This window comes from Nocardioides silvaticus (genome assembly GCF_003160695.1).
Taxonomy (GTDB): domain Bacteria; phylum Actinomycetota; class Actinomycetes; order Propionibacteriales; family Nocardioidaceae; genus Nocardioides; species Nocardioides silvaticus.
The window spans coordinates 1-23,844 of record NZ_QGDD01000009.1; the positions used below are offsets into that span (position 1 = coordinate 1).

Below are 23,844 nucleotides of genomic sequence, written 5' to 3' on the forward strand. Positions count from 1 at the left end.
CGCCTTGACCTGGGCGAGGGCAGCGGCGGCCTGTACCGCCTCGGAGCCGGTGAGCTGGTCCCATGGGACCTCGGCAAGTTCCCGGGCGTGGTCGAGGACGGCGGTCGCCGTCTCGAGCGCTCCGGGAAAAGTCATGCGCTCAGTCTATCGAACAAGTGTTCGAACAGCAAGGGTTGTACGCGATCTATCCGAGGGAATCTGGGGCCCGCCGGCCGGGAAACAAGGGCGCCCACCCGCCCTCCTCGCTCCGTCCAAAGCCCTATCGATCGCCACCACCCACAGCCCGCAAGGTCGCGGGCAGAGGCACGGCGTCTCGATACGACCTCGCGCCAGAGCGCTCGGCCTACTCGACGACCGACGGCGGCTCGGATTCTCTCGACGACCGAGGGGCGCGGCCCGTCAGTCGGCGGCGGCGCGCAACCCGCGCACTCCTTGCTCCCGTCCAAAGCCCTTTCGGTCGCAACCACCCACAGCCCGGAGGTCGCGGGCAGAAGTGCGGCGTCCGATCGACCTCGCGCCAGAGCGCTCGGCCTACTCGACGACCGGAAGGCGTCTCGATACGGCCTCGCGCCAGAGCGCTCGGCCTACTCGACGACCGGAAGGCGTCTCGATACGGCCTCGCGCCAGAGCGCTCGGCCTACTCGACGACCGAAGGCGTCTCGATACGGCCTCGCGCCAGGGCGCTCGGCCTACTCGACGACCGATATCGGCTTCGGTTCCTCCTCGACGACCGATGGCGGCCGGCTCGCGCGACCGAGGGGCGCGGCCGCCGGTCGGCAGCGGCGCGTAACCCGCGCCCTCCTCGCTCCCGTCCAAAGCCCCTTTCGGTCGCCACCACCCACAGCCGCAAGGCCGCAGGCAAAGGCACCGCGTCTCGATACGACCTCGCGCAGAGCGCTCGGTCTACTCGACGACCGGACGGCGCTCGGCTCCTCCTCGACGACCGATGGCGGCGGTCGCAACTACCCACAGCCGCGAGGCCGCAGTGATCGCACCGCGTCTCGATACGGCCTCGCGCCAGAGCGCTCGGCTCCTCCTCGACGACCGATGGCGGCCGACTCGACGAACCGCGACGGGCGCTGGATCAGCGGGGGGAGGCGCGCACCTCGTGTCGACCGGAGAGGTCGACCTCGAGCACGGCGGTGCCGTCGGGGGCGGCGACCACCAGATCTTCTGCAGCCCCGAGCACGTCGTACTCCCGTCCCGGGACGAGCCGGTCGAGCAGCAGGACGGTGCGGACCGGGCCGGCACCGGGGCGGAGGACGAGGTCGAGGGCGTGGCCGTCGGTGACGGCGCGGGCGACGAGGACGTCGGGGTAGGCGGCCTCGGCGAGCACCGGACCCTGGCGCCAGGCGTCGGGGGCGCCGTACCGCACCAGGTCGCGCAGGGCGCTATGGCGGCCGAAGCGGCCGAGGTTGGCGTAGAGGTTCGTCATCCCGGAGGCGCCGGCGTAGCGGCGGGCGCCCGCCGCCTCGGCGATCTCCTCGCCCTCGTCGAGGGAGCGCTGCACGCGGGCGGCGAGCTCCTCGTCGCCGAGCTCGCGGGCGGCCATCATCAGCACGACCCGGCTGTAGATGTCCTTGCCGAGCTGGTAGTTGCCGGGGTCGAGCCGGTTGGCGACGCCGGGGCGGGTGGTCACCGTGCCGTCCTGCTCACGGAGCTGCTCGCGCAGCAGCCACCAGGTCCGCTGGGCGATGTCGGGCAGCGCGGCGTGCATCCAGAACGACGTCGTGGTCTGGATCGCGGGCCCCGACCAGAGGTTCCACGACAGCCCGAGATGGCTGCTGCGGACGCCGATGATCCGGCCGTCCGGGCGCAGGAACTCCGTCTCGTACGACGTGCGCAGCCGGTCCTCGACCTCGGCGAAGTAGCCGGTGCCGTGCAGGCGGTCGTGGCTGAGCATGGTGTTCATGCCGAACGTGTTGCAGACCGTGTAGATCCAGTTCGGCTCGCACGGGAAGAGCGCGTACGGCGAACGCTGCACGTTGCGGTGGATCGACGCCGCGAGCGTGCCGTAGTCGTTGGAGTAGCCGACGTCGTCGCTCCAGCGGTAGGTGAGTGCGCCGGGGCGGGAGAACCGGTCGTCGTTGAGCGACTCGTACATGCCGACCATCAGCCCGTGGAAGCCGGTCAGCATGATGTTCTCGCGGTTGTCCACCGGGTCGCGGTCGAGGTCGAGGTTGCCCCAGGCGTTCTCGAGCGCCCAGTAGCCCCAGATCCTCCGGTCGAGCAGCTTCACGATCGCGTTGCGCTGCGCCTCGGCGAGGTAGCCCGTGAAAGCGGGCGTGCGGGTGAACTGCGACATCGCCAGGGAGTAGCCGAGCGCGTTGCACTGGTAGCGGGTCGCGGCCTCGCGGAACTGGTCGATCTTGGTGAAGCCCTCGAACGAGTCGACGGGCTGCAGCGCGAGGTCGAGCGCGTAGCGCAGGTGGGCGAGGTCGGCCTCGGTGTGCTCGGCGACCGGCACCCGCACGTCGAGCCCCGGCGGCCCGGTGATGACGAACTCGACCTGGCCCAGTCGCTCGTTGATGCGCTCGCTGGCGCGCACCTGCCGCGCGTGGCGCACCCGGTGCGCGAGCACCGCCGCCAGGACCAGCGCCGGGCCGACGGCCAGCACGACCACCCACGGCAAGACCCGGAGGTCGTCCTCGCCGCCGCTCAGCACGCCGCCCAGCGCGGCGGAGCCGACCCACACCAGCGGCGGCAGGACCGTCGGCCCGGCAGCCCACCAGACGAACACGGAGAGGACGACGGCCAGCGCGGCAGCGACGGCGAGCAGGGGGCTCCCGCCGTACGCGAGGCCGCCGCCGGGCAGCGCCAGCCCGAGGCCGGCCGCCGTCCACCCCGAGCCGAGCCCGAGCAGACCTGGAAGAGCACTGACCAGCCAGAGCACGGCATACGCCGCGATGGCGCGGCGCTGGCGGCGGGCGGTGGTCGGAGGTACGGCGCGCGGGGGGACCGGGAGCAGCAGTCGGACCCGCTCGTCGGCGACCGTCGTCGTCATGCGCGCACCGCCAGCATCGTGCCCCCGGCGGCGGCCAACCACAGCCCGGAGGAGTGGAACGCGGTGTCGCTCAGCAGCGAGGCCTCGGCCCATCCGAACCAGCCGAAGGCGTGCATGCCGACCAGGCCGAGGCCGAACCAGGCGAGACCGACCACCACCAGTGCCCGCGCGGCCGGCCGCCGCGCGGGAGCGGTCCTGGCCGCCACGACGGGCGGGCCGGCGGCCACGGCCACGCCTCCGGGTGCCGGCCGGCGAGCGGGCGGCGCGAACGCCGCGGCGGCCTGCGCGGCGCGGGCGCCGGGCACCACGGCGAACCAGCCCCGGCGCACCACTGCGACCAGGTAGGCGAGTGCGACACAGCAGCCCATGCGGACCTCCCGCTAAGTGAGAACGGCAGCGTTCCTACTTTGACGATGAAGCAGGAACGGCGACGTGTCAAGATGTTCTGCGTGCCCGAAGCGGTCCGCCCCTACCGCGGCGTCAGCGCCGACGACCGGCGCGCGCAACGTCGCTCGCAGCTGCTGGAGGCCTGCCTCGACGTGGTGGGTGCCGAGGGCGTCGCGGGTACGACGGCCGAGGCGGTCTGTGCGCGGGCCGGACTGTCGAAACGCTACTTCTACGAGAGCTTCGCCGACCGCGAGGCGGTGCTGGTCGCCGCGCTCGACGCCTTCTTCGAAGCCGCTCGGGAGGCGATCACACCGGCGCTCGCCGAGCCCGCCACCTCGACCGGGGAGCGGCTGACCCGCACCGTCGCCGCTCTCGTCGGCGCGCTGTCGTCCGATGCCCGCACCGCGCGCCTCTACGTCGAGTCGTCGCGGCACCCCGCCCTGGAGCTGCGCCGGATCGCGGCGTACGACGAGTTCGCGCTGCTGATCCTCCGCTACGGGCTCGAGGTCGACACCGAGCCGGCGGACCCACGCTCGCGGCTGGTCGCGCTGCTGCTCGTCTCCGGCACGACCGAGGTGATGGCGCGTTGGCTCTCCGGCGACCTCGACCTCGACGAGCAGACGTTGGTCGAGACCGTCGCCGGGATCGGGCTGGCCGCCGCGGAGCTGCTCAGGGGCCCGTGAGCGCGCGGTCGATCGCGTGCGCGATCGTGTCCTCGCCGCCGACCAGGTTCCACTGACGACCGGTCGTCTGCGGGCGCTCGAGCACCGCGGCCAGGACCGCGGCGACGTCGGCGCGCGGCACCGGGGCCCGTGGCACGTCCTCGCCGATCGTCACCAGTCCCGACGGCTCGTCGTCGGTCAGCCGGCCCGGGCGGATGATCGTCCAGTCGAGGTCGGTGGCGCGCAGAGCGGCATCGGCGTCGCGCTTGGCCTCGACGTACGCCTTCCAGACCTCACCGACGTCGTCGCCGACCGGGTTGTCGACGTCGATCGCGGAGACCTGCACGAACCGCTGGATGCCCGCGCTGCGGGCGCCGTCGATGGACTTCAGAGACCCCTCGAGGTCGACGGTGCGCTTGCGCTCGACGTTGCCGTCGGGCCCACCGCCCGCCGCGAAGACCACCGCGTGGCAGTCCTCGAACGAGCGCGCGAACGCGGCGGCGTCCTCGCGCTCGATGTCGAGCAGCCGGACCTCGGCGCCCAACGACTCGAGGTGGCCGCGCTGCTCCTCCTTGCGCACGAGGGCCACCGGCTGGTGCCCCGCGCCCGCGAGCAGCGGGTGCAGCAGGCGGGCAATCTGGCCATGACCTCCGACGATCGCGACGCGCATGGGCCCAACCTACGCCCGACGTGACCCGGCCCCTCTAGGGTCGGGCCGTGGCCGACTGTGTCTTCTGCGCGATCATCGCGGGCGACAGCCCGGCCGACGTCGTCCTCGACGAGCCCGACCACCTGGCGTTCCTCGACCGTCGTCCGGTCTTCAAGGGCCACGTCCTGCTCGTGCCGCGGACGCACGTCGTCACGCTGCCGGACCTGCCGGCAGACCTCCGCGACGGGTTCTTCGAGGCCACGCAGCGGCTCGCGACCGCGGTCGTCGAGGGACTCGGCGCCCAGGGAAGCTTCGTGGCGATGAACAACGTCGTCAGCCAGTCGGTGCCCCACCTGCACTGCCACGTCGTCCCGCGCACCAAGGGCGACGGCCTGCGCGGGTTCTTCTGGCCGCGCACGAAGTACGACGACGGCGAGGCCGTCGAGTACGCCGGCCGGCTCCGGCGGGCCCTGGGCGGAGACCGGCTGTAGGAGGCGTTGCGGCGTCTCGATACGCTCGCTAGCGCTCGCTACTCGACGACCGGGTGCGTGCAGTCGCTACTCGACGAACGGATGCAGGAGTCAGCAATGGGTCGTTTCGACGGGCGGGTCGCCGTCATCACCGGAGCAGCGCGCGGGATCGGTTTCGGCACCGCCACCCGTTTCGCCGAGGAGGGCGCGTCGGTCGCGATCGTCGACCTCGACGAGTCCGCTGCGAGCGAGGCCGCCAGCAGGCTGCCGGTGACCGACGGCGCGAAGGCGATCGGCGTCGGCGCGAACGTCGCCGAGTCCGCCTCGGTCGACGCCGCCATCGAGCGCGTCGTCTCCGAGCTCGGCGGGATCCACATCCTCGTGAACAACGCGGGCATCACCCGCGACAACCTGCTCTTCAAGATGACCGAGGAGGACTGGGACCTGGTGATGGGCGTGCACCTCAAGGGCGCGTTCCTGATGGCGAAGGCCGCCCAGAAGCACTTCGTGGAGCAGAAGTACGGCAAGATCGTGAACATCTCGAGCATCTCCGCGCTCGGCAACCGCGGCCAGGCGAACTACTCCGCCGCGAAGATGGGCGTCCAGGGCTTCACCCGGACCCTCGGCATCGAGCTCGGCCCCTTCGGCATCAACACCAACGCCGTCGCGCCCGGCTTCATCGCCACCGAGATGACCGACGCCACCGCAGCCCGGCTCAAGCTCGACGTCGACGAGTTCCGGCGGCTCAACGCGGAGGCCAACCCGGTCCGCCGGGTGGGCTTCCCCGAGGACATCGCGGCTGCTGTGTGTTTCCTTGCAAGTGACGAGGCGTCATATATCACCGGCCAGACGCTGTATGTCGACGGCGGAATCAGCCTCGGCACCTGATCCAATAGTCACCAGCCACACCAGCTCCAGCACCCATCGACGATCGGAGTCCGTCGTGCGTCCTGCGCGCCAGCTCATCGGCATCACCGCCACCCTGACCGCCCTCAGCCTCGGCCTCGCCGCCTGCGGAGGCGACGACAGCGGCGGTGACGGGGACAGCGATGCCCCGGGGACCGTCGCCGAGAAGAAGGAGGAGCCCCAGACCTGGCCGCTGACCGGCCTCCCGGTCGACGGCAAGGGCTCCGCCGACGCGGACCACCCGGTGCTCGTCCTCAAGCTCGACAACACCGCGTCCTCGGCTCCGCAGCAGGGGCTCTCGCAGGCCGACCTCGTCGTCGAGGAGCTGGTCGAGGGCGGGATCACCCGGCTCGCGGCGTTCTACTACTCGCAGATCCCGGGCGAGGTCGGCCCGGTGCGGTCGATGCGCGCCAGCGACATCGGCATCGTGGCGCCGGCCGACGCGGCCCTGGTCACCAGCGGTGGCGCCGCGCAGACGGTGCAGCGCATCAACGACGCCGGCATCGAGATCTTCAACGAGGGCAGCCCCGGCTTCTTCCGCGAGAGCAGCCGGAGCGCGCCGTACAACCTGTTCACGGACATGGGCAAGGTCGCCAAGGCGTCGGAGGACGGCAAGGAGGCGCGTCCCGACGACTACCTGCCGTGGGGCAAGGAGGGCGACCTGCCCGCCGGCAAGCCGGCCGGCACGATCACCGCGGACTTCGGCTCCCACTCCACCAACTGGGTCTTCCAGAACGGCACCTACGTCAACCAGAACACCTACGCCGCCGACGGTGACGAGTTCCCGGCCGACAGCGTGCTGGTGCTGCGGGTCGACGTCGGCGACGCCGGCTACACCGACCCGGCGGGCAACCCGGTGCCGGAGACGATCTTCGAGGGCACCGGCAAGGCGCTCCTGTTCCACGGCGGCTCGGTGGTCGAGGGCACGTGGAGCAAGGACGCCCTCGACTCGGCCGTCCAGCTCGAGACCAAGGGCGGCAAGCTGAAGGTGCCCGCCGGCCGGGTGTGGATCGAGCTGGTGCCGATCGACGCCAAGAACGGCTCAGTCACGTACGGGAAGTAGGGCGGTCGGCAGCTCGACACCGGTCTCGACCATGAGCTGCACGCCCTGGAGGAGGAAGGCGATCGCGGCCTCGACGCGGTCGGCCGCCTCCTCCGGGTCGCTCGCGGTCGCGACCGACTCGCCGGCCGACGACATCGCGCCGAAGAAGATCCGGGCGTAGGTCTGCATCATCGGCTCGTCGAGCTCCCAGTCGCCTGCCTGGAGGACCGACCGCACGATGTCGAGGACGTTGGCGAACGTCGAGCGCTCCTCCTGCTCGCGGAACCGCTCGTAGCCCAGCACCGCCGGGCCCTCCTGGATCACGATCCGGCGGTAGCGCGGCTCCTGGACGACCGCGAGGAACGCGCGCAGCCCGGCCAGCGCCTTGTTCCACGGGTCCTTCTGGCCCTTGAGCGCCTGCTGGATCCGCCTCGCCGCGTCGTTCTCGACCCGCTCGAAGACCGCCTCGAACAGCGCCTGCTTGCCGGAGAAGTGGTGGTAGAGCGCGCCCTTGGTCACGCGGGCGCCGGCGACGATGGCGTCGAGCGACGCCGCGGCGTAGCCGGACTCGGTGAAACGCTCCTCGGCGACGTCGATCAGTGCGCGCTTGGTGGAGGCGGAGTACGCCGCCCTGCGCGTCGCCCCCGGGACGCTCGGCACCTTCGGGACCTTCGGCACCTTGGGGACCAGTTTCGACACTGAAGCCTTGGCCACCTCGTCAGCATATGTCGTGCGTCACGTCGGCGGCCGGCCGTTGTGACGATCGTCTGTGGCGGGCGCCACGCCCTACGCGGAAACCCCGTAGATACGCGGAATTCTCCGTTCAACCGGGTGTCTGGGATCACGCCCGAACCTGTTTGGCATGACCGGATCCGGGTCCATACTCTGAGTACGTACCAACGGTATGTCGGTGGTCCCCGGAGCTCCCCTGGGACACCCCATGTCACCGGCACGTGCCTGCGTCCGTTCGGGAGGACCAGGTGCCGTTCACACCAGCAAGGAGCTGACCATGACCTGGAAGGCCTTTCACAACCGGGGCGAGACCCTTCGCTCCGTCATCGCCGCCGCGGCAGACCGCCGCGACGGCCTTCTCCCGATGGACGTCCCCGGCGTCTCCGAGCGGTTCCAGGACGAGCTGGACCTCCTCGGCGCGCTGCAGCTGAAGTGGCACACCCGGCTGGCCGGCTACATCGAGGGCGAGCTCTCCGTGCAGCCGATGGACCTCGAGTCCGCCGTCGCCACCGCCTGGGCCCGCGCCGACCACGAGCTGCCCGGGATCCGGAAGATCATCGACCACTACCGCGACCACCCGGTGGACGACGCGATGGCGCAGGCCGTCGCGCGGTTCACCTCTAAGGAGCACCACTACCTCGCAGCGATGGCCGGCCGGGCCGGCATCGGTCGCGAGGAGGGCCAGCGGATCGGCGCTGCCATCGAGGAGCGCGCCCGCACCACCCGCCCCGGCACTCCTGCCATCGAGGTCGTCGAGGAGGCGCCCCGGCGCCCCCTCCTCGAGCGGCTGCGCGCAGTCGTCGCCGCCTGACGGCGACCCGGCCACCCTCCCAACCCGGCCGGGCTCTCCCCAGACAACAGCCCCGGGCTCGACGCCTCCCTCCCTCCGTGTCGTCCCGGGGCTGTTGCGTGTCCGCCCATCGGGGAAGATGGAGCCGTGAACGACTCGTTCCGAGACCTCACCGCCGGGATGCTGCTGCTCGCGAGCCCGGACCTGCTGGACCCGAACTTCGTCGACACCGTCGTGCTGCTGCTCGACGTCAACGACGAGGGTGCGCTGGGCGTCGTGCTCAACCGGCCGAGCGCGCTGCCCGTCTCCGAGGTGCTGGGGGCGTGGGGCGACGTCGTCGAGGAGCCCGAGGTGCTCTTCCAGGGCGGTCCGGTCTCGACCGACGGCGCACTCGCCGTCGCGCTCGCCAGCCCGGGCGGTGAGGACGCGCTGGGCTTCCGCGCGGTCGCCGACCGGCTCGGCCTGCTCGACCTCGACACCCCCGCGGAGCTGGTGGCCGGCACCGTCGAGCGGCTGCGGATCTTCGCCGGGTACGCCGGGTGGGGCGCGGGACAGCTGGAGGGCGAGATCGACGAGGGCAGCTGGTACGTCGTGCCGGGGCGCCCGGACGACGTCTTCCGGCTCGACACCCGCGAGCTCTGGCGCGAGGTGATGCGCCGTCAACCGGGCGACCTGGCCCTGCATGCCACACGCCCGGCGGATCCCGAGCTGAACTAGAGTGGCCGACGTGACCACCATCGGATTCTCGACAGAAACGGACGTCCGCGAGGACCGCCGTACCGTCCCGACCGACGAGGGTGACCACGAGCGCTTCTCGCACTACGTGCAGAAGGAGAAGCTCACCGAGGCGATGGTGATGGGCACCCCGGTGGTGGCCCTCTGCGGGAAGGTGTGGGTGCCGAGCCGCGCCCCCGAGAAGTTCCCCGTCTGCCCGGACTGCAAGGAGATCTGGGAGAGCCTGAACGACGGTCCGTCCGACCCGGGCTCCGGGGAGTGACGGGCCCCGACGACGCCGCCCCTCTCACCTCCCTCGGTCCGGCCTGGCCGGAACGTGCGGCCTGGGGCACGGCGACCTCGCTCCGGGCGTGGCAGGCGGCCGCGCTGCGCGACTACCTCGACCGCTCGCCGCGCGACTTCCTCGCCGTCGCGACGCCGGGCGCCGGCAAGACGACGTTCGCGCTGTCGGTGGCGGCCGAGCTCCTCGGCCGGCGGTTGGTCGACCGGCTGATCATCGTCGCCCCGACCGAGCACCTGAAGATGCAGTGGGCCGAGGCGGCGGCCAAGGCCGGGCTGCCGATCGACCCGACGTACTCCGCCGGCAAGGGCAAGATCAGCAGCGACTACGTCGGGGTGGCCGTGACCTACGCCGGCGTCGGGGTGAACCCGCTCGCGCTGCGCATCCGCACCGAGCGGTTCAGGACGCTCGTCATCCTCGACGAGATCCACCACGCGGGCGACGCGCTGAGCTGGGGCGAGGGCGTCCGCGAGGCGTTCGAGCCGGCCACCCGACGGCTGGCGCTGACCGGCACGCCGTTCCGCTCCGACGTCAACCCGATCCCGTTCGTCACCTACGCGCCCGGGCCCGACGGCGTCCCCCGGTCGGTCGCCGACTACACCTACGGCTACGCGCAGGCGCTGGCCGACCACGTGGTGCGGCCGGTGCTCTTCCTCGCCTACTCCGGGGAGATGCAGTGGCGCACCCGCGCGGGCGACGAGGTCGCCGCCAGCCTGGGGGAGCCGCTGACCAAGGACCTCACCGCGCAGGCGCTGCGGACCGCGCTCGACCCGCAGGGGTCGTGGATGCCGGCCGTGCTGCAGGCGGCGGACAAGCGGCTTTCCGAGGTACGACGCCACGTGCCCGATGCTGGGGGCCTGGTGATCGCGACCGACCAGGACTCCGCCCGCGCCTACGCCAAGCTGCTGAAGTCGATCAGCGGGGAGAGCGCGACGATCGTGCTCTCCGACGAGAAGGCCGCGTCCAAGCGGATCGCGGAGTTCAGCGCGGACGACAAGCGCTGGCTGGTCGCCGTACGCATGGTGTCGGAGGGGGTCGACGTGCCGCGGCTGGCGGTCGGCGTCTACGCCACCACCACCTCCACGCCGCTGTTCTTCGCCCAGGCCGTCGGCCGGTTCGTGCGGGCCCGCAGCCGCGGCGAGATCGCCTCGGTGTTCCTGCCGTCGGTGCCGCGGCTGCTCGGCTTCGCCTCCGAGCTCGAGGTCGAGCGCGACCACGTGCTCGGTCGCAAGGTGAGCAGCGACGACGACATCTTCGCTGCCGAGGACGACCTGCTCGCCCGCGCGCAGGCGGGAGAGTCCGCGTCGGCCGAGGAGCAGGCGGTGCCGTTCGAGGCGCTCGGGTCGCAGGCGCGGTTCGACCACGCGTTGTACGACGGCGCGGCGTTCGGGCACGAGGGCGAGGTCCATGTCGGCTCGGAGGAGGAGATGGACTTCCTCGGGATCCCGGGCCTGCTCGAGCCGGCCCAGATGAAGGAGCTGCTCCAGCAGCGCCAGGCCTCGCGTGGCAGGGCGCGCAAGCCCCGGGCCCCGGAGCCGGACACCGTGGAGCAGGTCACCACGCACGAGCAGCTCGCCGTCCTGCGACGCGAGCTCAACGGCCTGGTCTCGGCCTGGAACCACCGCACCGGCCAGCCGCACGCGATCACCCACGCCGCGCTGCGCAAGGAGTGCGGCGGCCCGGCGGCCGCGATCGCGAACGCCGAGCAGCTGCGCGCGCGGATCGATCGGATCCGCGAGTGGGCGATGCGTCGCACTTCGTGACTCACCCCACAGGGAAGGCTTGCCTTAGTTAGGTTAGGCTGACCCGCTGTGCGGACAACCGACGTGGAAGCGGGCGCCCTGACGGGGCACGACCTGGTGCTGGGCTACCAGCGCGCCACGGTCGTGCACGGCGTCTCGGTGCGCCTCGAGGCCGGCGTCGTCACGGCCCTGATCGGCCCCAACGGCAGCGGCAAGTCGACCGTGCTCCGGTCCCTGGCCCGGCTGCACCCGGTCGCTTCGGGCAGGGTGACGGTGGGCGAGGCGGACGCGTCGCCGCTGAACGCGAAGGAGTTCGCACGGCTGGTCACGCTGCTCTCGCAGTCGCGGCCGCACCCGTCGGGACTCTCGGTCCGGGAGGTCGTGGCGTTCGGCCGACACCCGCACCGCGGCCGGTTCGCAGCGATGTGCGACGCGGACCGGACGGCGATCGAGCACGCCCTCACGGTCACCGGCGTGACGGCGATGGCCGACCGCTCCGTCGACCAGCTCTCCGGCGGTGAGCTGCAGCGCGTCTGGCTCGCGACCTGCCTGGCGCAGGAGACCGGCGTGCTGCTGCTCGACGAGCCCACCAACCACCTCGACCTGCGCTACCAGGTCGAGACCCTCGATCTGGTCCGCGACCTCGCGGACCACCACGGGACGGCGCTCGGGGTCGTCCTGCACGACCTCAACCACGCCGCCACGGTCGCGGACCGGGTCGTGCTGCTGCACCAGGGCCGGGTGCACGCCGTCGGCACGCCGGTCGACGTGCTGACCGACGAGCACCTCTCGGAGGTCTACGGACTCCCGATCCGCTGCCTGGTCGACCCGGAGACGGGCGCCGTGCGGGTCGAGGCCCAAGGCAGACACCACCAGCGGAACCGCTGACCGAGCGCCCGCACCCAACAGTGAGGAACCGATGAAGACACGATCGATCGCGGCTGCCCTGACGGCGCCGTTGGCGCTGCTCCTGGTCGCCTGCGGCACCTCGGACACGGACTCGGGGGACGACGAGGCGCCGAAGGCCAACGACTCGGCCGACTGCGCGGACGACACGACCGCCACCGCCGAGGGTCCGGTGAGCCTCACCGACTCCTACGGCCGCACGGTCGAGCTCGACCAGCCCGCCGAGCGGGTCGCGGTGCTGGAGTGGCAGCAGACCGAGGACCTGCTGACGCTCTGCCTCACCCCGGTCGCGGTCGCCGACGCCGAGGGCTTCGCGACCTGGGACACCGCCGAGGAGCTCCCGGAGGACGTGACCGACGTGGGCACGCGCGGCGAGCCGAACCTGGAGACCCTGTTCGGCACCAACCCCGACCTCGTCATCGTCGAGGCCTACACGGCCGAGGACGAGATCATCAAGCAGCTCGAGGAGTACGACGTCCCCGTGCTCGCGACCAAGGGCGCCGACGCGGCCGACCCGGTTCAGAACATGCTCGACACCTTCGACCTGATCGCCGAGGCGACCGGCCGCCAGGAGCGCGCCGAGCTGGTCACCGAGCAGTTCGAGACCTCGCTGGCCGAGGCCAAGCAGGCCATCGAGGACGCCGACATCGCCACCGACTCCTTCGTCTACTTCGACGGCTGGATCCAGGGTGGCAACGTCGCGATCCGCCCCTTCGGCCAGGGCTCGCTGATGGGTGAGCTCGGCGAGGAGCTCGGCCTCACCAACGCCTGGGAGGGCGAGGTCGACCCGGCGTACGGCCTGGGCCAGACCGACATCGAGGGCATGAGCGAGGTCGGCGACGCCACCTTCTTCTACACCGGCACCACCGACCCCGCCGGCGACGTCAACGCCGAGCTGGCGAAGAACAGGGTCTGGAACGAGATCCCGGCCGTCGCCGAGGGCCGGGCGTACGCCTTCCCGAGCGGCATCTGGACCTTCGGCGGCCCGCGGTCGGCCGAGCAGGTGATCGACGCATACGTCGACCTGCTGACCCAGTAGCCGACAGCGACGAGGGATGGTGGTCGAGCAGCGGCTGCGGGAGACCCGGACACCCGGGTCTGCCGAAGCCACTCAGCAAGGGCTGGGACGCGTCGGCGTCCTCGGGGGGACCGGTGCCCTGCTGCTGCTCGCTGCCTCCCTCGTCGTGGTCTCGGGCTGGCACCTGACCCAGGGCACGTCGGCCATCGGCGCCGGGGACCTGCTGCGCTGGGCGGTCGGCGAGGGCACCTCCGACGCCGGCAACATCCTGCTCGGCTCGCGGGTGCCGCGGCTGGCCGCCGGCATCGCCGTCGGGTTCGCCCTCGGGGTCGCGGGCGCGCTGTTCCAGTCGCTGGCCCGCAACGCGCTCGCCTCCCCGGACACCCTGGCCGTCACCGGCGGCGCCTACCTCGCCGTCACCACCGTGGCGGCGTTCGGCCTGTCGGTGCCGCTGTGGGCCTCCGGCCTCACCGCGTTCGTCGGCGGCATCGTCGCCGCGGGGGTGGTGCTGGGCCTCGCCGGAGGAGCCGGTACGTCGACCACCCGGCTGGTGCTCGCCGGCTCGGCCGTCGCGCTCGCGCTCCAAGCGGCGACCTCCACGCTCCTCATCCTCTTCGACGAGGAGACGACCAGCCTGTTCGCGTGGGGGAGCGGCTCGCTGAGCCAGCTCGGCCTGGACGCGTTCCAGCAGGCGGCACCGGTCGTCGTCCTCGCGACGGCCGGCGCCCTGCTGCTCGCGCGTCGCCTCGACCTGCTGTCGATCGGCGACGACAGCGCCGCGGTGCTCGGGGTGCCGGTCCGGCGGACCCGGGCGCTCGGCACGATCCTCGCGGTGCTGCTCACGGCGGCGAGCGTCACGCTCGCCGGTCCGATCGGGTTCGTCGGGCTGTTCGCTCCCGTGATCGTGCGGCTGCTCGGCAGCCTGGTCCCGGCGCTGCACCGGCACGTCATCCTGATCCCGGCCGCTGGGCTGATGGGCGCGCTGGTCGTCGTGCTCGCGGACGCGCTGCTGCGCGCCTTCCTCGGCGCCGACGAGGCGATATCGATCCCGACCGGCATCACGACGACGATCGCCGGCGCGCTCGTGATGATCCTGCTGGCGCGCCGCGGTCGGGACTCCGGCCCGGCGAAACAGCCACCCGCCGCGCGGGTCGGCCTGCGCAGCCGACGGCGGTTCGTGCTGGTGCTGGTGCTCGCGACCGCCGCGGCGGGTGGGGTGGTCCTGCTCGGCCTGCTCGGCGGCGACACCTGGCTGCGCACCGGCGACATCGGGCTGTGGCTGAACGACGAGGGCAACCCGCTCATCCGGTTCGCGCTCGATGAGCGCGCTCCGCGCGTGGCTGCCGCCGTGCTCGGTGGCGCCGCACTCGCTCTGTCGGGGTCGCTGGTGCAGTCGACCTGTCGCAACCCGCTCGCCGAGCCGGGCATCCTCGGCATCACCGGCGGCGCCGGTGTCGGCGCGGTCGTGGTCGTCACGGGCAGCGTCACCGCAGCCCCCTCCAACAACGCGGTGCTCCTCGGAGCGGTGATCGGCGCGCTTGTCTCCTTCCTGCTGGTCTACGGCCTGGCCTGGCGGCACGGCCTCGACGCCGACCGGTTGCTGCTGATCGGCATCGCGACCTGGTACGGCGCCGCCGCCCTGACCACGTTCCTCCTGGTGCGCTCCAACCCGTGGGACACCCCGCGCATCTACACCTGGCTGTCCGGCACGACCTACGGCCGCACCTTCGACCAGGTGCAACCGGTGGCGATCGTGCTGGCACTGGCGATCCCCCTGGCCTGGGTCGTACGACGCGAGCTCGACCTGCTCGCCCTCGACGAGGACACGCCGCGCCTGGTCGGCGTCGGCCTCGAGCGGGTGCGCCTCCTGGTGCTGGTCGCCGCCGCCCTCCTCGCCGCCACCAGCGTCGCGGCGGTCGGCGTGGTCGGCTTCGTCGGGCTGGTCGCGCCGCACATGGCGCGGGCGCTCGTCGGTGGCCGCCACTCACGGTCGCTGCCGGTGGCGGTGCTGATCGGCGCGGTCCTGCTCGGTGCCGCCGACCTGGTCGGCCGCACCGTGATCGCACCGGCCCAGGTGCCGGCCGGCCTGGTCGTCGCACTCATCGGCGCGCCGTACTTCGTCTACCTGCTGGCGCGTTCCCGCGCCTGAGGCGGCGTGCTGCAGACTGACGGCGTGATCGGTCGTCTCGGGTCCCGCGCCAGGTCCGTCCTCGTCGCGCTCGTGGTGGTGGCGCCGCTCGTCGCCGTCGTGCGCGCGTGGGCGCTGCCGCCGGCGGACGCCGTCGCCACCGGGGTCGCCCCGGCCGCGGCCGAGCGGGTCGACGTGAAGGAGCGGCTGGCGCGGCTGCCGATCGTGGCAGGCGTGACCGAGCTGAAGCACCCGGGGCCCGCGCGCTTCTTCCGCCTGCGGTTCCGGCTGCCCGTGGACCACGACCGTCCCGGCGGCCGGACGTTCACGCTGCGCGGCACCCTGCTGCACAGCGGAGTCGGCCGGCCGATGGTGATGGCGGCCAGCGGCTACTACGTCTCGACCTGGAACCTCGCCTACCGCTACGAGGTCACCCGGATCGTCAAGGGCAACCAGCTCGACCTGGAGCACCGCTTCTTCAAGCCGTCGCGGCCGAGGAAGCCGCGGTGGCACTCCCAGCTCACGATCGGTCAGGCGGCTGCCGACCAGCACCGGATCGTCCGGGCGCTCCAGCGGACCTACGGCAAGCCGTGGATCTCGACCGGTGCGTCCAAGGGTGGGATGACGATGACCTATCACCGGCGGACGTACCCGGGCGACGTCGCCGGGACCGTCGCCTTCGTCGCCCCCAACGACGTCGTCGACGACGTCGACGCCTACGACGACTTCCAGGCATCGGTGGGCGGTCCGTCCTTCGCCGGGTGTCGCAACCGGCTGGTCGCCCTGCAGCGGCGGCTGCTGACCGAGCGGGAGTGGTTCCGTGGCCGGCTCGTCCGGTGGGCGCGGCACCACGACCAGCACCTCACGCTGGTCGGTTCGGCCGACCGCGCTCTCGAGGTCGCGGCGATCGAGACCTACTACGCGTTCTGGCAGTACCAGTCGGCCGCGTCGGCATGCAGCGACGTCCCGACCGCAACGGCCCGGCGCGGCCGGGTGTGGAGCTGGGTCGACGACGTGCTCGGCTGGCGCTCCGTCACCGACGAAGGCATCCGCCCGTTCGTGCCGTACTACTTCCAGGCCGCGACCCAGCTGGGCGCGCCGGCGCCGTGGGAGGACGAGGTCGCCGACCTGCTGCGCTACCCGGGGCACGACGTGCCGGCGACGTTCGTGCCCGACGGGCTCGAGCCGCTCGCGCACGACCCGGCCGCCATGCCGGACATCGACGAGTGGGTGCGCACGTCGGCGTCCCGGATGCTCTTCGTGTACGGCGAGCTCGACCCCTGGAGCGCAGAGCCGTTCGCCTGCGGGCCGGGCGGCGCCGCGCGCGAGTGCTACCAGCGGTGGGTGCCGGGCGGGAACCACTTCGCGGACATCAGGGACCTGCCGGACGCCGCCCGGCGCGCGACCGTGTCCCGGATCCGGGCGTGGGCCGGCGTCAGCACCAGCAGGGCCGCGGTGGAGGCGGCCGACCGTCGTGCCCGGCGCGCCGGGCCCGACCCGGCGCGTGACCCTGCGAGGACTGTCGCCACGCCCTGACACACTGACCCGCATGCCGACGTACGTCGCCTTCCTGCGCGCGATCAACCTCGGGGCCAACCGGAAGTTCGCGAAGGCCGACATCGCCGCCGCCACCGAGGCGGCCGGGGGCACGGACGTCGCGACCTACATCAACACCGGCAACGTGCGGCTCACGACCCGGATGCGCTCGGCGACCCGGGTGCGGGCGGCGCTGGAGGCGGCCTACCTGGAGCGGGCCGGCTTCGAGGTGCCGACGATCGTGTTCACGACCGACGAGCTGGCTGCGATCGGCGCCGACGCCGAGGAGCTGAACCGTTCCGACCTCGAGCGCCACTACGTCTACCTGATGCGGGACGAGCCCGAGCCGGAGCGGCTCGAGGCATTCGCCGCGCGGGCGGTCGAGGGCGGGGAGATCGTCGTCCGCGGCCGGGCAGCGCACGTCCTCCTCGGACCCGGCTACCAGGCCGGCAACGTCGACCCGGGCAAGGTCGAGAAGTCGCTCGGGGTCGTGGCGACCAACCGCAACTTCAACGTCGTCACGACACTGGCGCGTCAGTGGTGCTCTCGGTGACCGGGGCCTCGGCCCGGGTCATCGACCGCACCGAGCGGGACACGAGCGAGAGCAGCGAGATCGCGCAGTAGGCGAGCCCGGCGACCAGGATCATCTGCTGGACCCCGAACGCCGCGCCGAGCGGGCCGAACGCCAGCTGGCCGACCGGGATCGCGACGAACGAGCCGAGCATGTCGTAGGAGTAGACCCGCGACAGCATGTCGGCCGGTACGTGCTCCTGCATCGCGAGCTCCCAGCCGAGACCGAAGATCTCGATGCCGGCGCCGGCGACGAACGCCGCCGTCATGAGGATCCAGAGCTCGGTCGTGGAGCCGAGCGCGATCATCTGGCCGGCGTAGACGGCGCAGCCGAGCATGCCCCAGAGCAGCGGGCGGCGCAGCGGCACGCGGAGGAACACGATCGAGGTGAGGACCAGGCCGACGGCTCCGGAGGAGAGGATCAGCGCCCAACCGTGCACGCCGATCTCACTGCCCTTCGCGTGGGCGGGCCCGAGGGTCTGGAAGCCACCGCTGGACAGCGCGTTGAGGGCGCTGAAGGCGAGCACGATCACCCACAGCCACGTCGTACGGCGGAAGAAGGTCCAGCCGGTGCGCAGGTCCGCGACGATGCTGTCGCCCTTGCCGCGCTGCGGGGGCGCGGGCAGCTTGATCGGGAGCAGGAGCGCCGCGGACAGCAGGTAGGTCGCGCCGTTGATCGCGATCGCCCAGCCCGGGCCCACGCCGACCACCAGCGCGCCGGCGGCGGCGGGGGCGAGGACGAGGGCGGTGTTGCGGAGCAGCCCGTTGAGCGCGTTGGCCTGCTGGAGCGCGCCCTTCGGCGCGAGCTGGGGGAGCAGGCCGGCGAGGGCCGGCTGGTTGGCTGCTGCGGCGACGCCGTTGACCGCCGTGAGCGCGGCGAGCTGCCAGATCTCGGCGTGGCCGGTCAGCACGAGCGCGGCGATCGCGAGCGCGGTCACCGCAGCGGTGAGGTTGCTGAGCTGGATGATCAGGGTGCGGCCGAACCGGTCGGCGAGCACGCCGCCGATCAGCAGGAACGCCACCAGCGGGACGCTGTGGGCCGCGAGCACGAAGCCGAGCGCGCTGGGGGAGTCGCTGACCTCGAGCACGGCGAACGCGAGCGCGACGCCGCCCATGATGTCGCCGAGCAGGTCGACCGCGCGCGAGGCGAAGTACCACCGGAACCGGCGGTCGCGGAGCGGGGCGAGGGCGGGGCCGCTCATGCCGGCTCCTCCGCCATCCGGAAGCCCGCAACGGTCAGGTTGACCGGGATGGTGCCCTTGGCGCGAGGCTTCTGCGCCTCGCGGTGCACCAGCAGCGATGCCTCCACCAGCATCTCGACAGCGCGCTCCCAGGTGTCGGGTGCGACCCAGAGCTCGGCGTCCGTGAACGTGGCCTTGCCCGCTTGCCGCTGGGGGAACCGCCGAAGCAGCTCGCTGCACATCGCCTCGATGTGCCCCGCCACGTCGTCGTCGCTCCACCGCGACTCGGGCCTGTCGAACGGGTGCCGGTACCTCTTCGCCACGCCGCCGCGGATCCGCTCCTCGCCCTCGACGACGAGGAGGTCGGCCTCCTGCAGCTGGCGCAGGTGGTACGACGCGTTCGCGTGGGTGATCCCCAGCTCCCGCGCGACCTCCGCGGCACTCATCGCGCTGCTGGTCAGCAACGACAGCATCCGCAGCCGCAACGGGTGCGCGGTCGCGCGGAGCGAGGTGATGCGTTCGTCGGTCATCGGTTCTCCACTACCAAAGGAACGTTGGGGGGTTGCTGGAGACAGTCGACCATGCGCTCGCCGTACTGTCAAACGGTTATTGGGGAGTGGGCGTCGGGCGGCGTAGAAGTAGCTCGTCGTTGCTCGTGTGCCACCATGGCGGCGTGACGACCGCGAGCCCTGTCGAGGTGGATCCGGGAGTCGAAGAGGACCTCACCCCGGACGAGATCACGCTCACCGACACGCCCTGGGTGACCGTCGTCTGGAACGACCCGGTCAACCTGATGTCCTACGTCACCTACGTGTTCCAGAAGTACTTCGGCTACTCGAAGAAGAAGTCGGAGAAGCTGATGCTCGAGGTGCACGAGGACGGCAAGTCGGTGGTCAGCAGCGGGACCCGCGAGGAGATGGAGCGGGACGTCCAGGCCATGCACGAGTACGGCCTGTGGGCCACGCTCTCGAAGAGCGAGTGACGGGGGCCGGGGACTGATGGCGGGATTCGTCCGGCACCGCCGGAGCAAGCGCATCATCGCGACCATGTCGGGGTTCGAGGCCGACCTGCTGCGGTCGCTCGCCGCCCAGCTGGTCGAGCTGCTGCGCAACGAGGCCGCGGTGCCGAGCGAGAACGCCGACCCGCTCGAGGCGCTGTTCGAGGGCGGCGACTTCGCGGGGCCCACCACCGAGCCGGACGACCCGGTGCTGGCGCGGCTCTTCCCGAACGCCTACCAGGACGACGGTGAGGCCGCCTCGGAGTTCCGTCGCTACACCGAGAGCACACTCCGTGACGGCAAGGCCCGCGCGGCCGCCACCATCATCGACGCCCTCGAGGATGCCGGGCTGCCGAGCGAGCCCGGGTCGGAGGAGCTGACGATCGACGTCGAGCTCGACCTCCCGACGGCCGAGGTCTGGATGCGCGCCCTCACCGACCTGCGGCTGGCGCTGGGCACCCGGCTCGGGGTCGAGGAGGGCGACGAGGACTACTGGTACGCGCTGCCCGACGACGACCCGCGGGGCCAGGCCCACCACATCTACGAGTGGCTCGGCTACCTCCAGGAGACGCTGGTCCACGCAGTCACGGCTTGACCGGCTTCACGGCCAGCACCGGGCACGGCGCGTCCAGGATCACGCGCTGCGCCACGCTGCCGAGCAGCAGCTTGCCGACGGGCGTGCGGTGCCGGACGCCGACCACGACCAGGTCGGCCGCGCACGTCCGGGCCGCGTCCAGCACCGCCTCCGCCACGTCCGGTACGACGTCGTGGCGGATCTCGACCTCGAGTCCCTCGGCCACCAGCCGCTCCCGCAGGGCGGCGATCTCGTCCTCGTGCGCGTAGCGCTCGTCGACCAGCTTGTCCCCGCGGGTGGCGTTGACGACGACCAGTCGCGCGCCGGCCTCGCGGGCGATGGTCTCGCCCTGCTCCACCGCTGCCCGGCCGTAGTCGTCGGCGCTGTAGGCCGCGACCACGCAGGTCGGCTGCATCAGGCTGCTCATCTCTCCACCAGCTCCTTCTCCTCGTCCCTGCCGGAGTGCTCCGGGTCAGCCGGCGTCGGGCGGCGCAGTCCGGCGACGAGCACCGCGGCCAGCAGCACGGCCATCACGACGTAGACGACCACGGCCACCGGCTCACCCCACAGCGTGGACACGTCACCCTGGGACAGCGCCAACGCCTGGGTCAGCTGCTCCTCGAGCTTGGGGCCGAGGATGACGCCGACGACCAGGGGCAGCACCGGGACTCCGAACCGGCGCATCGCCAGTCCCAGCACGCCGAAGACCAGCAGCAGCGCGACGTCGAACGCCTGGAAGTTCACCGAGTACGCGCCGAGCGTGGCGAAGAAGAGGATCCCCGCGTAGAGGTAGGGCCGTGGGACCTGCAGCACCTTGGCCCACAGCGGCGCCATCGGCAGGTTGACGACCAGCAGCAGCAGGTTCGCGACGACGAGGCTGGCGAGCAGCCCCCAGACCAGGTCGGGCTCGTTCTCCAGCAGCAGCGGACCGGGCTGGATGCCGAAGCTCTGGATCGCGACCAGGATGATCGCGGCCGTCGCAGTGGTCGGCAGGCCCAGGGTGAGCAGCGGCACGAACGTGCCGGCCGCCGAGGCGTTGTTCGCGGCCTCCGGTCCGGCGACGCCCTCGATGGCGCCCTTGCCGAACTCCTCCGGATGCTTCGAGAGCTTCTTCTCGGTGGCGTAGGAGAGGAACGTCGGCACCTCGGCTCCGCCGGCCGGCAGGGCACCGAACGGGAAGCCGTACGCCGTGCCGCGCAGCCACGGCTTCCACGAGCGACGCCAGTCCTCCTTGCTCATCCAGGGCTGGCCGACGGGGATCACCTCGAGCGGCTTGCGCCGCAGGTGCGCGGCCACCCAGAGCGCCTCGCCGATCGCGAAGATCGCGACGGCAACCACGACGATGTCGATGCCGTCGGCCAGCAGCGGCTCGCCGAACGTGAGGCGCGGTTGGCCGGTCGTCGTGCCGATGAGCCCGATCGTGAGGCCGAGGAAGAGGGCGATGAAGCCGCGCAGCTTCGAGGCGCCCAGGACGGTGCTCACCATGAACAGCGCGAGCAGCAGGATCGCGAAGTACGACGGCGCGCCGAGCTCGACGACCACGTCGGCGACCGTGGGCACCAGCACCCACAGCAGCACGGTGCCGATCGTGCCGGCGACGAACGATCCGATGGCCGCGGTCGCGAGCGCCTGGGCCGCGCGGCCGGACTTGGCCATCTTGTTGCCCTCGATGGCGGTCACCACCGAGGAGGACTCGCCGGGGGTGTTGAGGAGGATCGAGGTGGTCGAGCCGCCGTACATGCCGCCGTAGTAGATGCCGGCGAACATGATGATCGCGCTGTCGGCCCCCATGGTCAGGGCGACCGGGAGCAGCAGGGCCAGGGTCATCGCCGGCCCGATGCCGGGCAGCACGCCGACGGCCGTGCCGAGGAGCACGCCGATGACGGCGAAGAGCAGGTTCTCAGGAGCCAGCGCGGTCTGGAAGCCGTCGAGCAGCAGGTCCATCAAAGCACTCCGTCCAGGATTCCGGCGGGGATCGGGATCCCCAGACCGACGTAGAAGCCGTACCAGGTGCCGACCGACAGAGCCACGCCGACAGCGATGTCGCGGACGTGGGTCCGGCTTCCCAGGACGCCGGCGCAGCCGGCGAAGAGCAGCGCGCCCGTGATCGCCCAGCCGAGCCAGTCGATGAGCACGATGTTGGCCACGAGCACGCCCGCCAGCAGACCGACGGTGCGCAGGTCGGTGCCCTGGGTCAGGTCGACGTCCTCGCCCTCCTCCGCCTCCGGCAGGTCACCGCGGGCGGTGGCGATCGCGAGCAGGATCCCGAGGCCGACGAGCACGGCGCCGACGACGTACGGGATCGCGTAGGGCTGCACGGGCTGGTCGGCGAATCCGTCCTCGAGCCCGAGGGCGTCGACGAGGACGACACCGCCGACGACGACGAGGAAGGCCGCGAGGCCGTACTGCGCCTTGTCGATGATCGGTCGCTCGCCCGGTTCCCTGCCCGGTGCGCGCTGTGGTCCAGTGGTGGTGCTCATGCCAGTCCCAGCTCCTCGAGGGTCTCCGCCACGCGGGCGTCCTGCTCGACGAGGAAGTCCTCGAACTCCTCGCCGGTTGCGAAGTTGTCGGTCCAGCCGTTGCTCTCGAGCGCGGCCTGCCACTCATCGGTCTCGTGCAGCTCGGTGAACAGGTCGACCAGGTAGTCGCGTTGCTCCTCGGAGATGCCCGGGGGAGCGAGGACTCCGCGCCAGTTGGTGAAGACCAGGTCGACCCCGGCCTCGGTCAGCGTCGGCGCGTCGACGTCGTCGAGCCGCTCCTCGCCCGAGACGGCCAGCACGCGCAGCGTGCCGTCGGCGATCTGTCCCTCGAACTCGCCGAGCCCGGACATGCCCACGTCGATCTTCTCGCCGAGGAGCGCGGTCGTGAGCGGGCCGCCGCCGTCGTAGGAGATGTAGTTGACCTCGCCCGGCTCGATGCCGACCTCGGCCGCGAGCTGCATCGGGAACAGGTGGTCGGGCCCGCCGTTGCTCGAGCCACCGCCGACGGTGACCGAGCCAGGGTCCTCCTTCCAGGCCGCGACGAGGTCGTCGACGGTCCGGAACGGGGAATCCGCCGGGACGAGGATGCCCTCCTGCTCCTCGACCAGGCGGGCGATCGGGGTCATCTCGCGGGGCGTCGCCTCGGACCCGTTGGTGTAGACGGCGCCCACGACGCCGAGCCCCATCACCATGACCAGGTCGTCGGCGCCCTCCTCGTTGACGAGCCGCTGCATCGCGACGGTGCCGCTCGCGCCGAGGACGTTGGTGATCTCGAACCGGCCGGTGAGCTCGTTGTCCTCCAGCGCTGTCGCGGCAGCCCTCCCCGTCAGGTCGTAGCCGCCGCCAGGGCTGTTGGGGATCATCATCCGCAGCCGCCGGTTGTTCGGGTCGTCCGAGCCGCGGGTCACGCCACAGCCGCTGGCGACGAGGGCGAGAGCCACGAAGGCGGTGAGCACGGCGAGCAGCCGACTCTGTTGCATGGGAACCTCCAGTCGAGACGCGCGTGAGCGGGGTCACGCTCGATCCGTGCCAGCATTGCCGGAGGGTGTGGCGGC

25 protein-coding genes are annotated in these 23,844 nt (G+C 72.0%); 15 read left to right on the forward strand and 10 right to left on the reverse strand.

The features are described from left to right. Window positions 1-1,084: 1,084 nt before the first annotated feature. Window positions 1,085-3,004 (reverse strand): linalool dehydratase/isomerase domain-containing protein, encoded by a 1,920-nt coding sequence (locus tag DJ010_RS17550; protein ID WP_109696187.1) that lies wholly within the window; start codon window positions 3,002-3,004, stop codon window positions 1,085-1,087. Next, complete coding sequence (locus DJ010_RS17555) at window positions 3,001-3,372, reverse strand: hypothetical protein (RefSeq protein WP_109696189.1); 372 nt, start codon at window positions 3,370-3,372, stop codon at window positions 3,001-3,003. Before DJ010_RS17555 ends, DJ010_RS17550 begins: the two co-directional genes overlap by 4 nt. Window positions 3,373-3,453: 81 nt before the next feature. Here DJ010_RS17555 and DJ010_RS17560 point away from each other — a divergent pair, with 81 nt between their 5' ends. Then, the gene (locus DJ010_RS17560) at window positions 3,454-4,074 is read left to right on the forward strand and encodes a TetR/AcrR family transcriptional regulator (RefSeq protein ID WP_158283051.1); all 621 of its coding nucleotides are present in this window, start codon (window positions 3,454-3,456) and stop codon (window positions 4,072-4,074) included. Here the strand turns inward: DJ010_RS17560 and DJ010_RS17565 are convergent. Then, window positions 4,061-4,723 (reverse strand): SDR family oxidoreductase, encoded by a 663-nt coding sequence (locus tag DJ010_RS17565; RefSeq protein ID WP_109696193.1) that lies wholly within the window; start codon window positions 4,721-4,723, stop codon window positions 4,061-4,063. The two genes, DJ010_RS17560 and DJ010_RS17565, sit on opposite strands and share 14 nt — an antisense overlap. Window positions 4,724-4,770: 47 nt before the next feature. Here DJ010_RS17565 and DJ010_RS17570 point away from each other — a divergent pair, with 47 nt between their 5' ends. From DJ010_RS17570 to DJ010_RS17580, 3 genes are all read left to right on the forward strand, one after another. Further along, window positions 4,771-5,193 (forward strand): HIT family protein, encoded by a 423-nt coding sequence (locus tag DJ010_RS17570; RefSeq protein WP_109696194.1) that lies wholly within the window; start codon window positions 4,771-4,773, stop codon window positions 5,191-5,193. Window positions 5,194-5,289: 96 nt separating this feature from the next. Beyond that, window positions 5,290-6,060, forward strand: coding sequence for an SDR family NAD(P)-dependent oxidoreductase (locus DJ010_RS17575; RefSeq protein ID WP_109696196.1), 771 nt, complete (start codon window positions 5,290-5,292; stop codon window positions 6,058-6,060). A 55-nt stretch (window positions 6,061-6,115) separates the two neighbouring features. Beyond that, the gene (locus tag DJ010_RS17580; protein ID WP_158283052.1) at window positions 6,116-7,141 is read left to right on the forward strand and encodes a DUF3048 domain-containing protein; all 1,026 of its coding nucleotides are present in this window, start codon (window positions 6,116-6,118) and stop codon (window positions 7,139-7,141) included. Here DJ010_RS17580 and DJ010_RS17585 read toward each other — a convergent pair. Continuing rightward, window positions 7,121-7,834: a TetR/AcrR family transcriptional regulator gene (locus DJ010_RS17585; protein ID WP_109696200.1), complete on the reverse strand. Its 714-nt coding sequence runs from the start codon at window positions 7,832-7,834 to the stop codon at window positions 7,121-7,123. The genes DJ010_RS17580 and DJ010_RS17585 overlap by 21 nt on opposite strands. 295 nt (window positions 7,835-8,129) lie before the next feature. Here DJ010_RS17585 and DJ010_RS17590 point away from each other — a divergent pair, with 295 nt between their 5' ends. The 9 genes from DJ010_RS17590 to DJ010_RS17630 all read left to right on the forward strand — a co-directional run bounded on the left by DJ010_RS17590 (window position 8,130) and on the right by DJ010_RS17630 (window position 17,540). Beyond that, a complete protein-coding gene (locus DJ010_RS17590) occupies window positions 8,130-8,663 on the forward strand; it encodes a hypothetical protein (protein WP_109696202.1) in 534 nt (177 codons plus the stop codon). A 126-nt stretch (window positions 8,664-8,789) separates the two neighbouring features. After that, window positions 8,790-9,359 carry a YqgE/AlgH family protein gene (locus DJ010_RS17595; protein WP_245927658.1) on the forward strand — a complete coding sequence of 190 codons (570 nt, stop codon included), beginning with the start codon at window positions 8,790-8,792 and terminating at the stop codon, window positions 9,357-9,359. A gap of 10 nt (window positions 9,360-9,369) precedes the next feature. Then, the gene (locus DJ010_RS17600) at window positions 9,370-9,639 is read left to right on the forward strand and encodes a DUF3039 domain-containing protein (protein WP_211318860.1); all 270 of its coding nucleotides are present in this window, start codon (window positions 9,370-9,372) and stop codon (window positions 9,637-9,639) included. Further along, window positions 9,636-11,420, forward strand: a complete 1,785-nt coding sequence (locus DJ010_RS17605) for a DEAD/DEAH box helicase (RefSeq protein WP_109696203.1) — start codon at window positions 9,636-9,638, stop codon at window positions 11,418-11,420. Before DJ010_RS17600 ends, DJ010_RS17605 begins: the two co-directional genes overlap by 4 nt. A 48-nt stretch (window positions 11,421-11,468) precedes the next feature. Continuing rightward, window positions 11,469-12,287, forward strand: a complete 819-nt coding sequence (locus DJ010_RS17610; protein ID WP_109696205.1) for an ABC transporter ATP-binding protein — start codon at window positions 11,469-11,471, stop codon at window positions 12,285-12,287. 31 nt (window positions 12,288-12,318) lie between these two features. Further along, entirely contained in the window at window positions 12,319-13,344 is a 1,026-nt protein-coding gene (locus tag DJ010_RS17615; RefSeq protein ID WP_109696207.1) for an iron-siderophore ABC transporter substrate-binding protein, read from the forward strand. 16 nt (window positions 13,345-13,360) lie between these two features. Beyond that, a complete protein-coding gene (locus DJ010_RS17620) occupies window positions 13,361-15,472 on the forward strand; it encodes an iron ABC transporter permease (protein WP_109696209.1) in 2,112 nt (703 codons plus the stop codon). 24 nt (window positions 15,473-15,496) lie between these two features. After that, window positions 15,497-16,987 (forward strand): S28 family serine protease, encoded by a 1,491-nt coding sequence (locus DJ010_RS17625; RefSeq protein WP_158283053.1) that lies wholly within the window; start codon window positions 15,497-15,499, stop codon window positions 16,985-16,987. A gap of 13 nt (window positions 16,988-17,000) precedes the next feature. Continuing rightward, window positions 17,001-17,540: a DUF1697 domain-containing protein gene (locus DJ010_RS17630; protein WP_109696213.1), complete on the forward strand. Its 540-nt coding sequence runs from the start codon at window positions 17,001-17,003 to the stop codon at window positions 17,538-17,540. Here the strand turns inward: DJ010_RS17630 and DJ010_RS17635 are convergent. Then, window positions 17,506-18,759: an MFS transporter gene (locus DJ010_RS17635; RefSeq protein ID WP_109696215.1), complete on the reverse strand. Its 1,254-nt coding sequence runs from the start codon at window positions 18,757-18,759 to the stop codon at window positions 17,506-17,508. The genes DJ010_RS17630 and DJ010_RS17635 overlap by 35 nt on opposite strands. After that, window positions 18,756-19,268, reverse strand: a complete 513-nt coding sequence (locus DJ010_RS17640; protein ID WP_109696217.1) for an ArsR/SmtB family transcription factor — start codon at window positions 19,266-19,268, stop codon at window positions 18,756-18,758. The genes DJ010_RS17635 and DJ010_RS17640 overlap by 4 nt, the downstream gene beginning before the upstream one ends. 167 nt (window positions 19,269-19,435) lie before the next feature. Here DJ010_RS17640 and clpS point away from each other — a divergent pair, with 167 nt between their 5' ends. Both clpS and DJ010_RS17650 read left to right on the forward strand, forming a co-directional pair. Then, window positions 19,436-19,720 (forward strand): ATP-dependent Clp protease adapter ClpS, encoded by a 285-nt coding sequence (clpS, locus tag DJ010_RS17645; protein WP_439331700.1) that lies wholly within the window; start codon window positions 19,436-19,438, stop codon window positions 19,718-19,720. A gap of 16 nt (window positions 19,721-19,736) precedes the next feature. Further along, window positions 19,737-20,330: a DUF2017 domain-containing protein gene (locus DJ010_RS17650; RefSeq protein WP_109696221.1), complete on the forward strand. Its 594-nt coding sequence runs from the start codon at window positions 19,737-19,739 to the stop codon at window positions 20,328-20,330. On the opposite strand, the gene DJ010_RS17655 is transcribed toward DJ010_RS17650, so the two are convergent. From DJ010_RS17655 to DJ010_RS17670, 4 genes are read right to left on the reverse strand one after another with little or no spacing between them, the layout of a single operon-like run. Next, on the reverse strand, window positions 20,320-20,736 hold the full coding sequence (locus tag DJ010_RS17655) for a universal stress protein (protein ID WP_245927660.1): 417 nt from the start codon (window positions 20,734-20,736) through the stop codon (window positions 20,320-20,322). The two genes, DJ010_RS17650 and DJ010_RS17655, sit on opposite strands and share 11 nt — an antisense overlap. Beyond that, the gene (locus tag DJ010_RS17660) at window positions 20,733-22,253 is read right to left on the reverse strand and encodes a tripartite tricarboxylate transporter permease (RefSeq protein WP_109696223.1); all 1,521 of its coding nucleotides are present in this window, start codon (window positions 22,251-22,253) and stop codon (window positions 20,733-20,735) included. The genes DJ010_RS17655 and DJ010_RS17660 overlap by 4 nt, the downstream gene beginning before the upstream one ends. Next, window positions 22,253-22,789, reverse strand: coding sequence for a tripartite tricarboxylate transporter TctB family protein (locus DJ010_RS17665; protein WP_109696225.1), 537 nt, complete (start codon window positions 22,787-22,789; stop codon window positions 22,253-22,255). Before DJ010_RS17665 ends, DJ010_RS17660 begins: the two co-directional genes overlap by 1 nt. Continuing rightward, window positions 22,786-23,769 (reverse strand): Bug family tripartite tricarboxylate transporter substrate binding protein, encoded by a 984-nt coding sequence (locus DJ010_RS17670; RefSeq protein WP_109696227.1) that lies wholly within the window; start codon window positions 23,767-23,769, stop codon window positions 22,786-22,788. The genes DJ010_RS17665 and DJ010_RS17670 overlap by 4 nt, the downstream gene beginning before the upstream one ends. Window positions 23,770-23,844 lie beyond the last annotated feature (75 nt).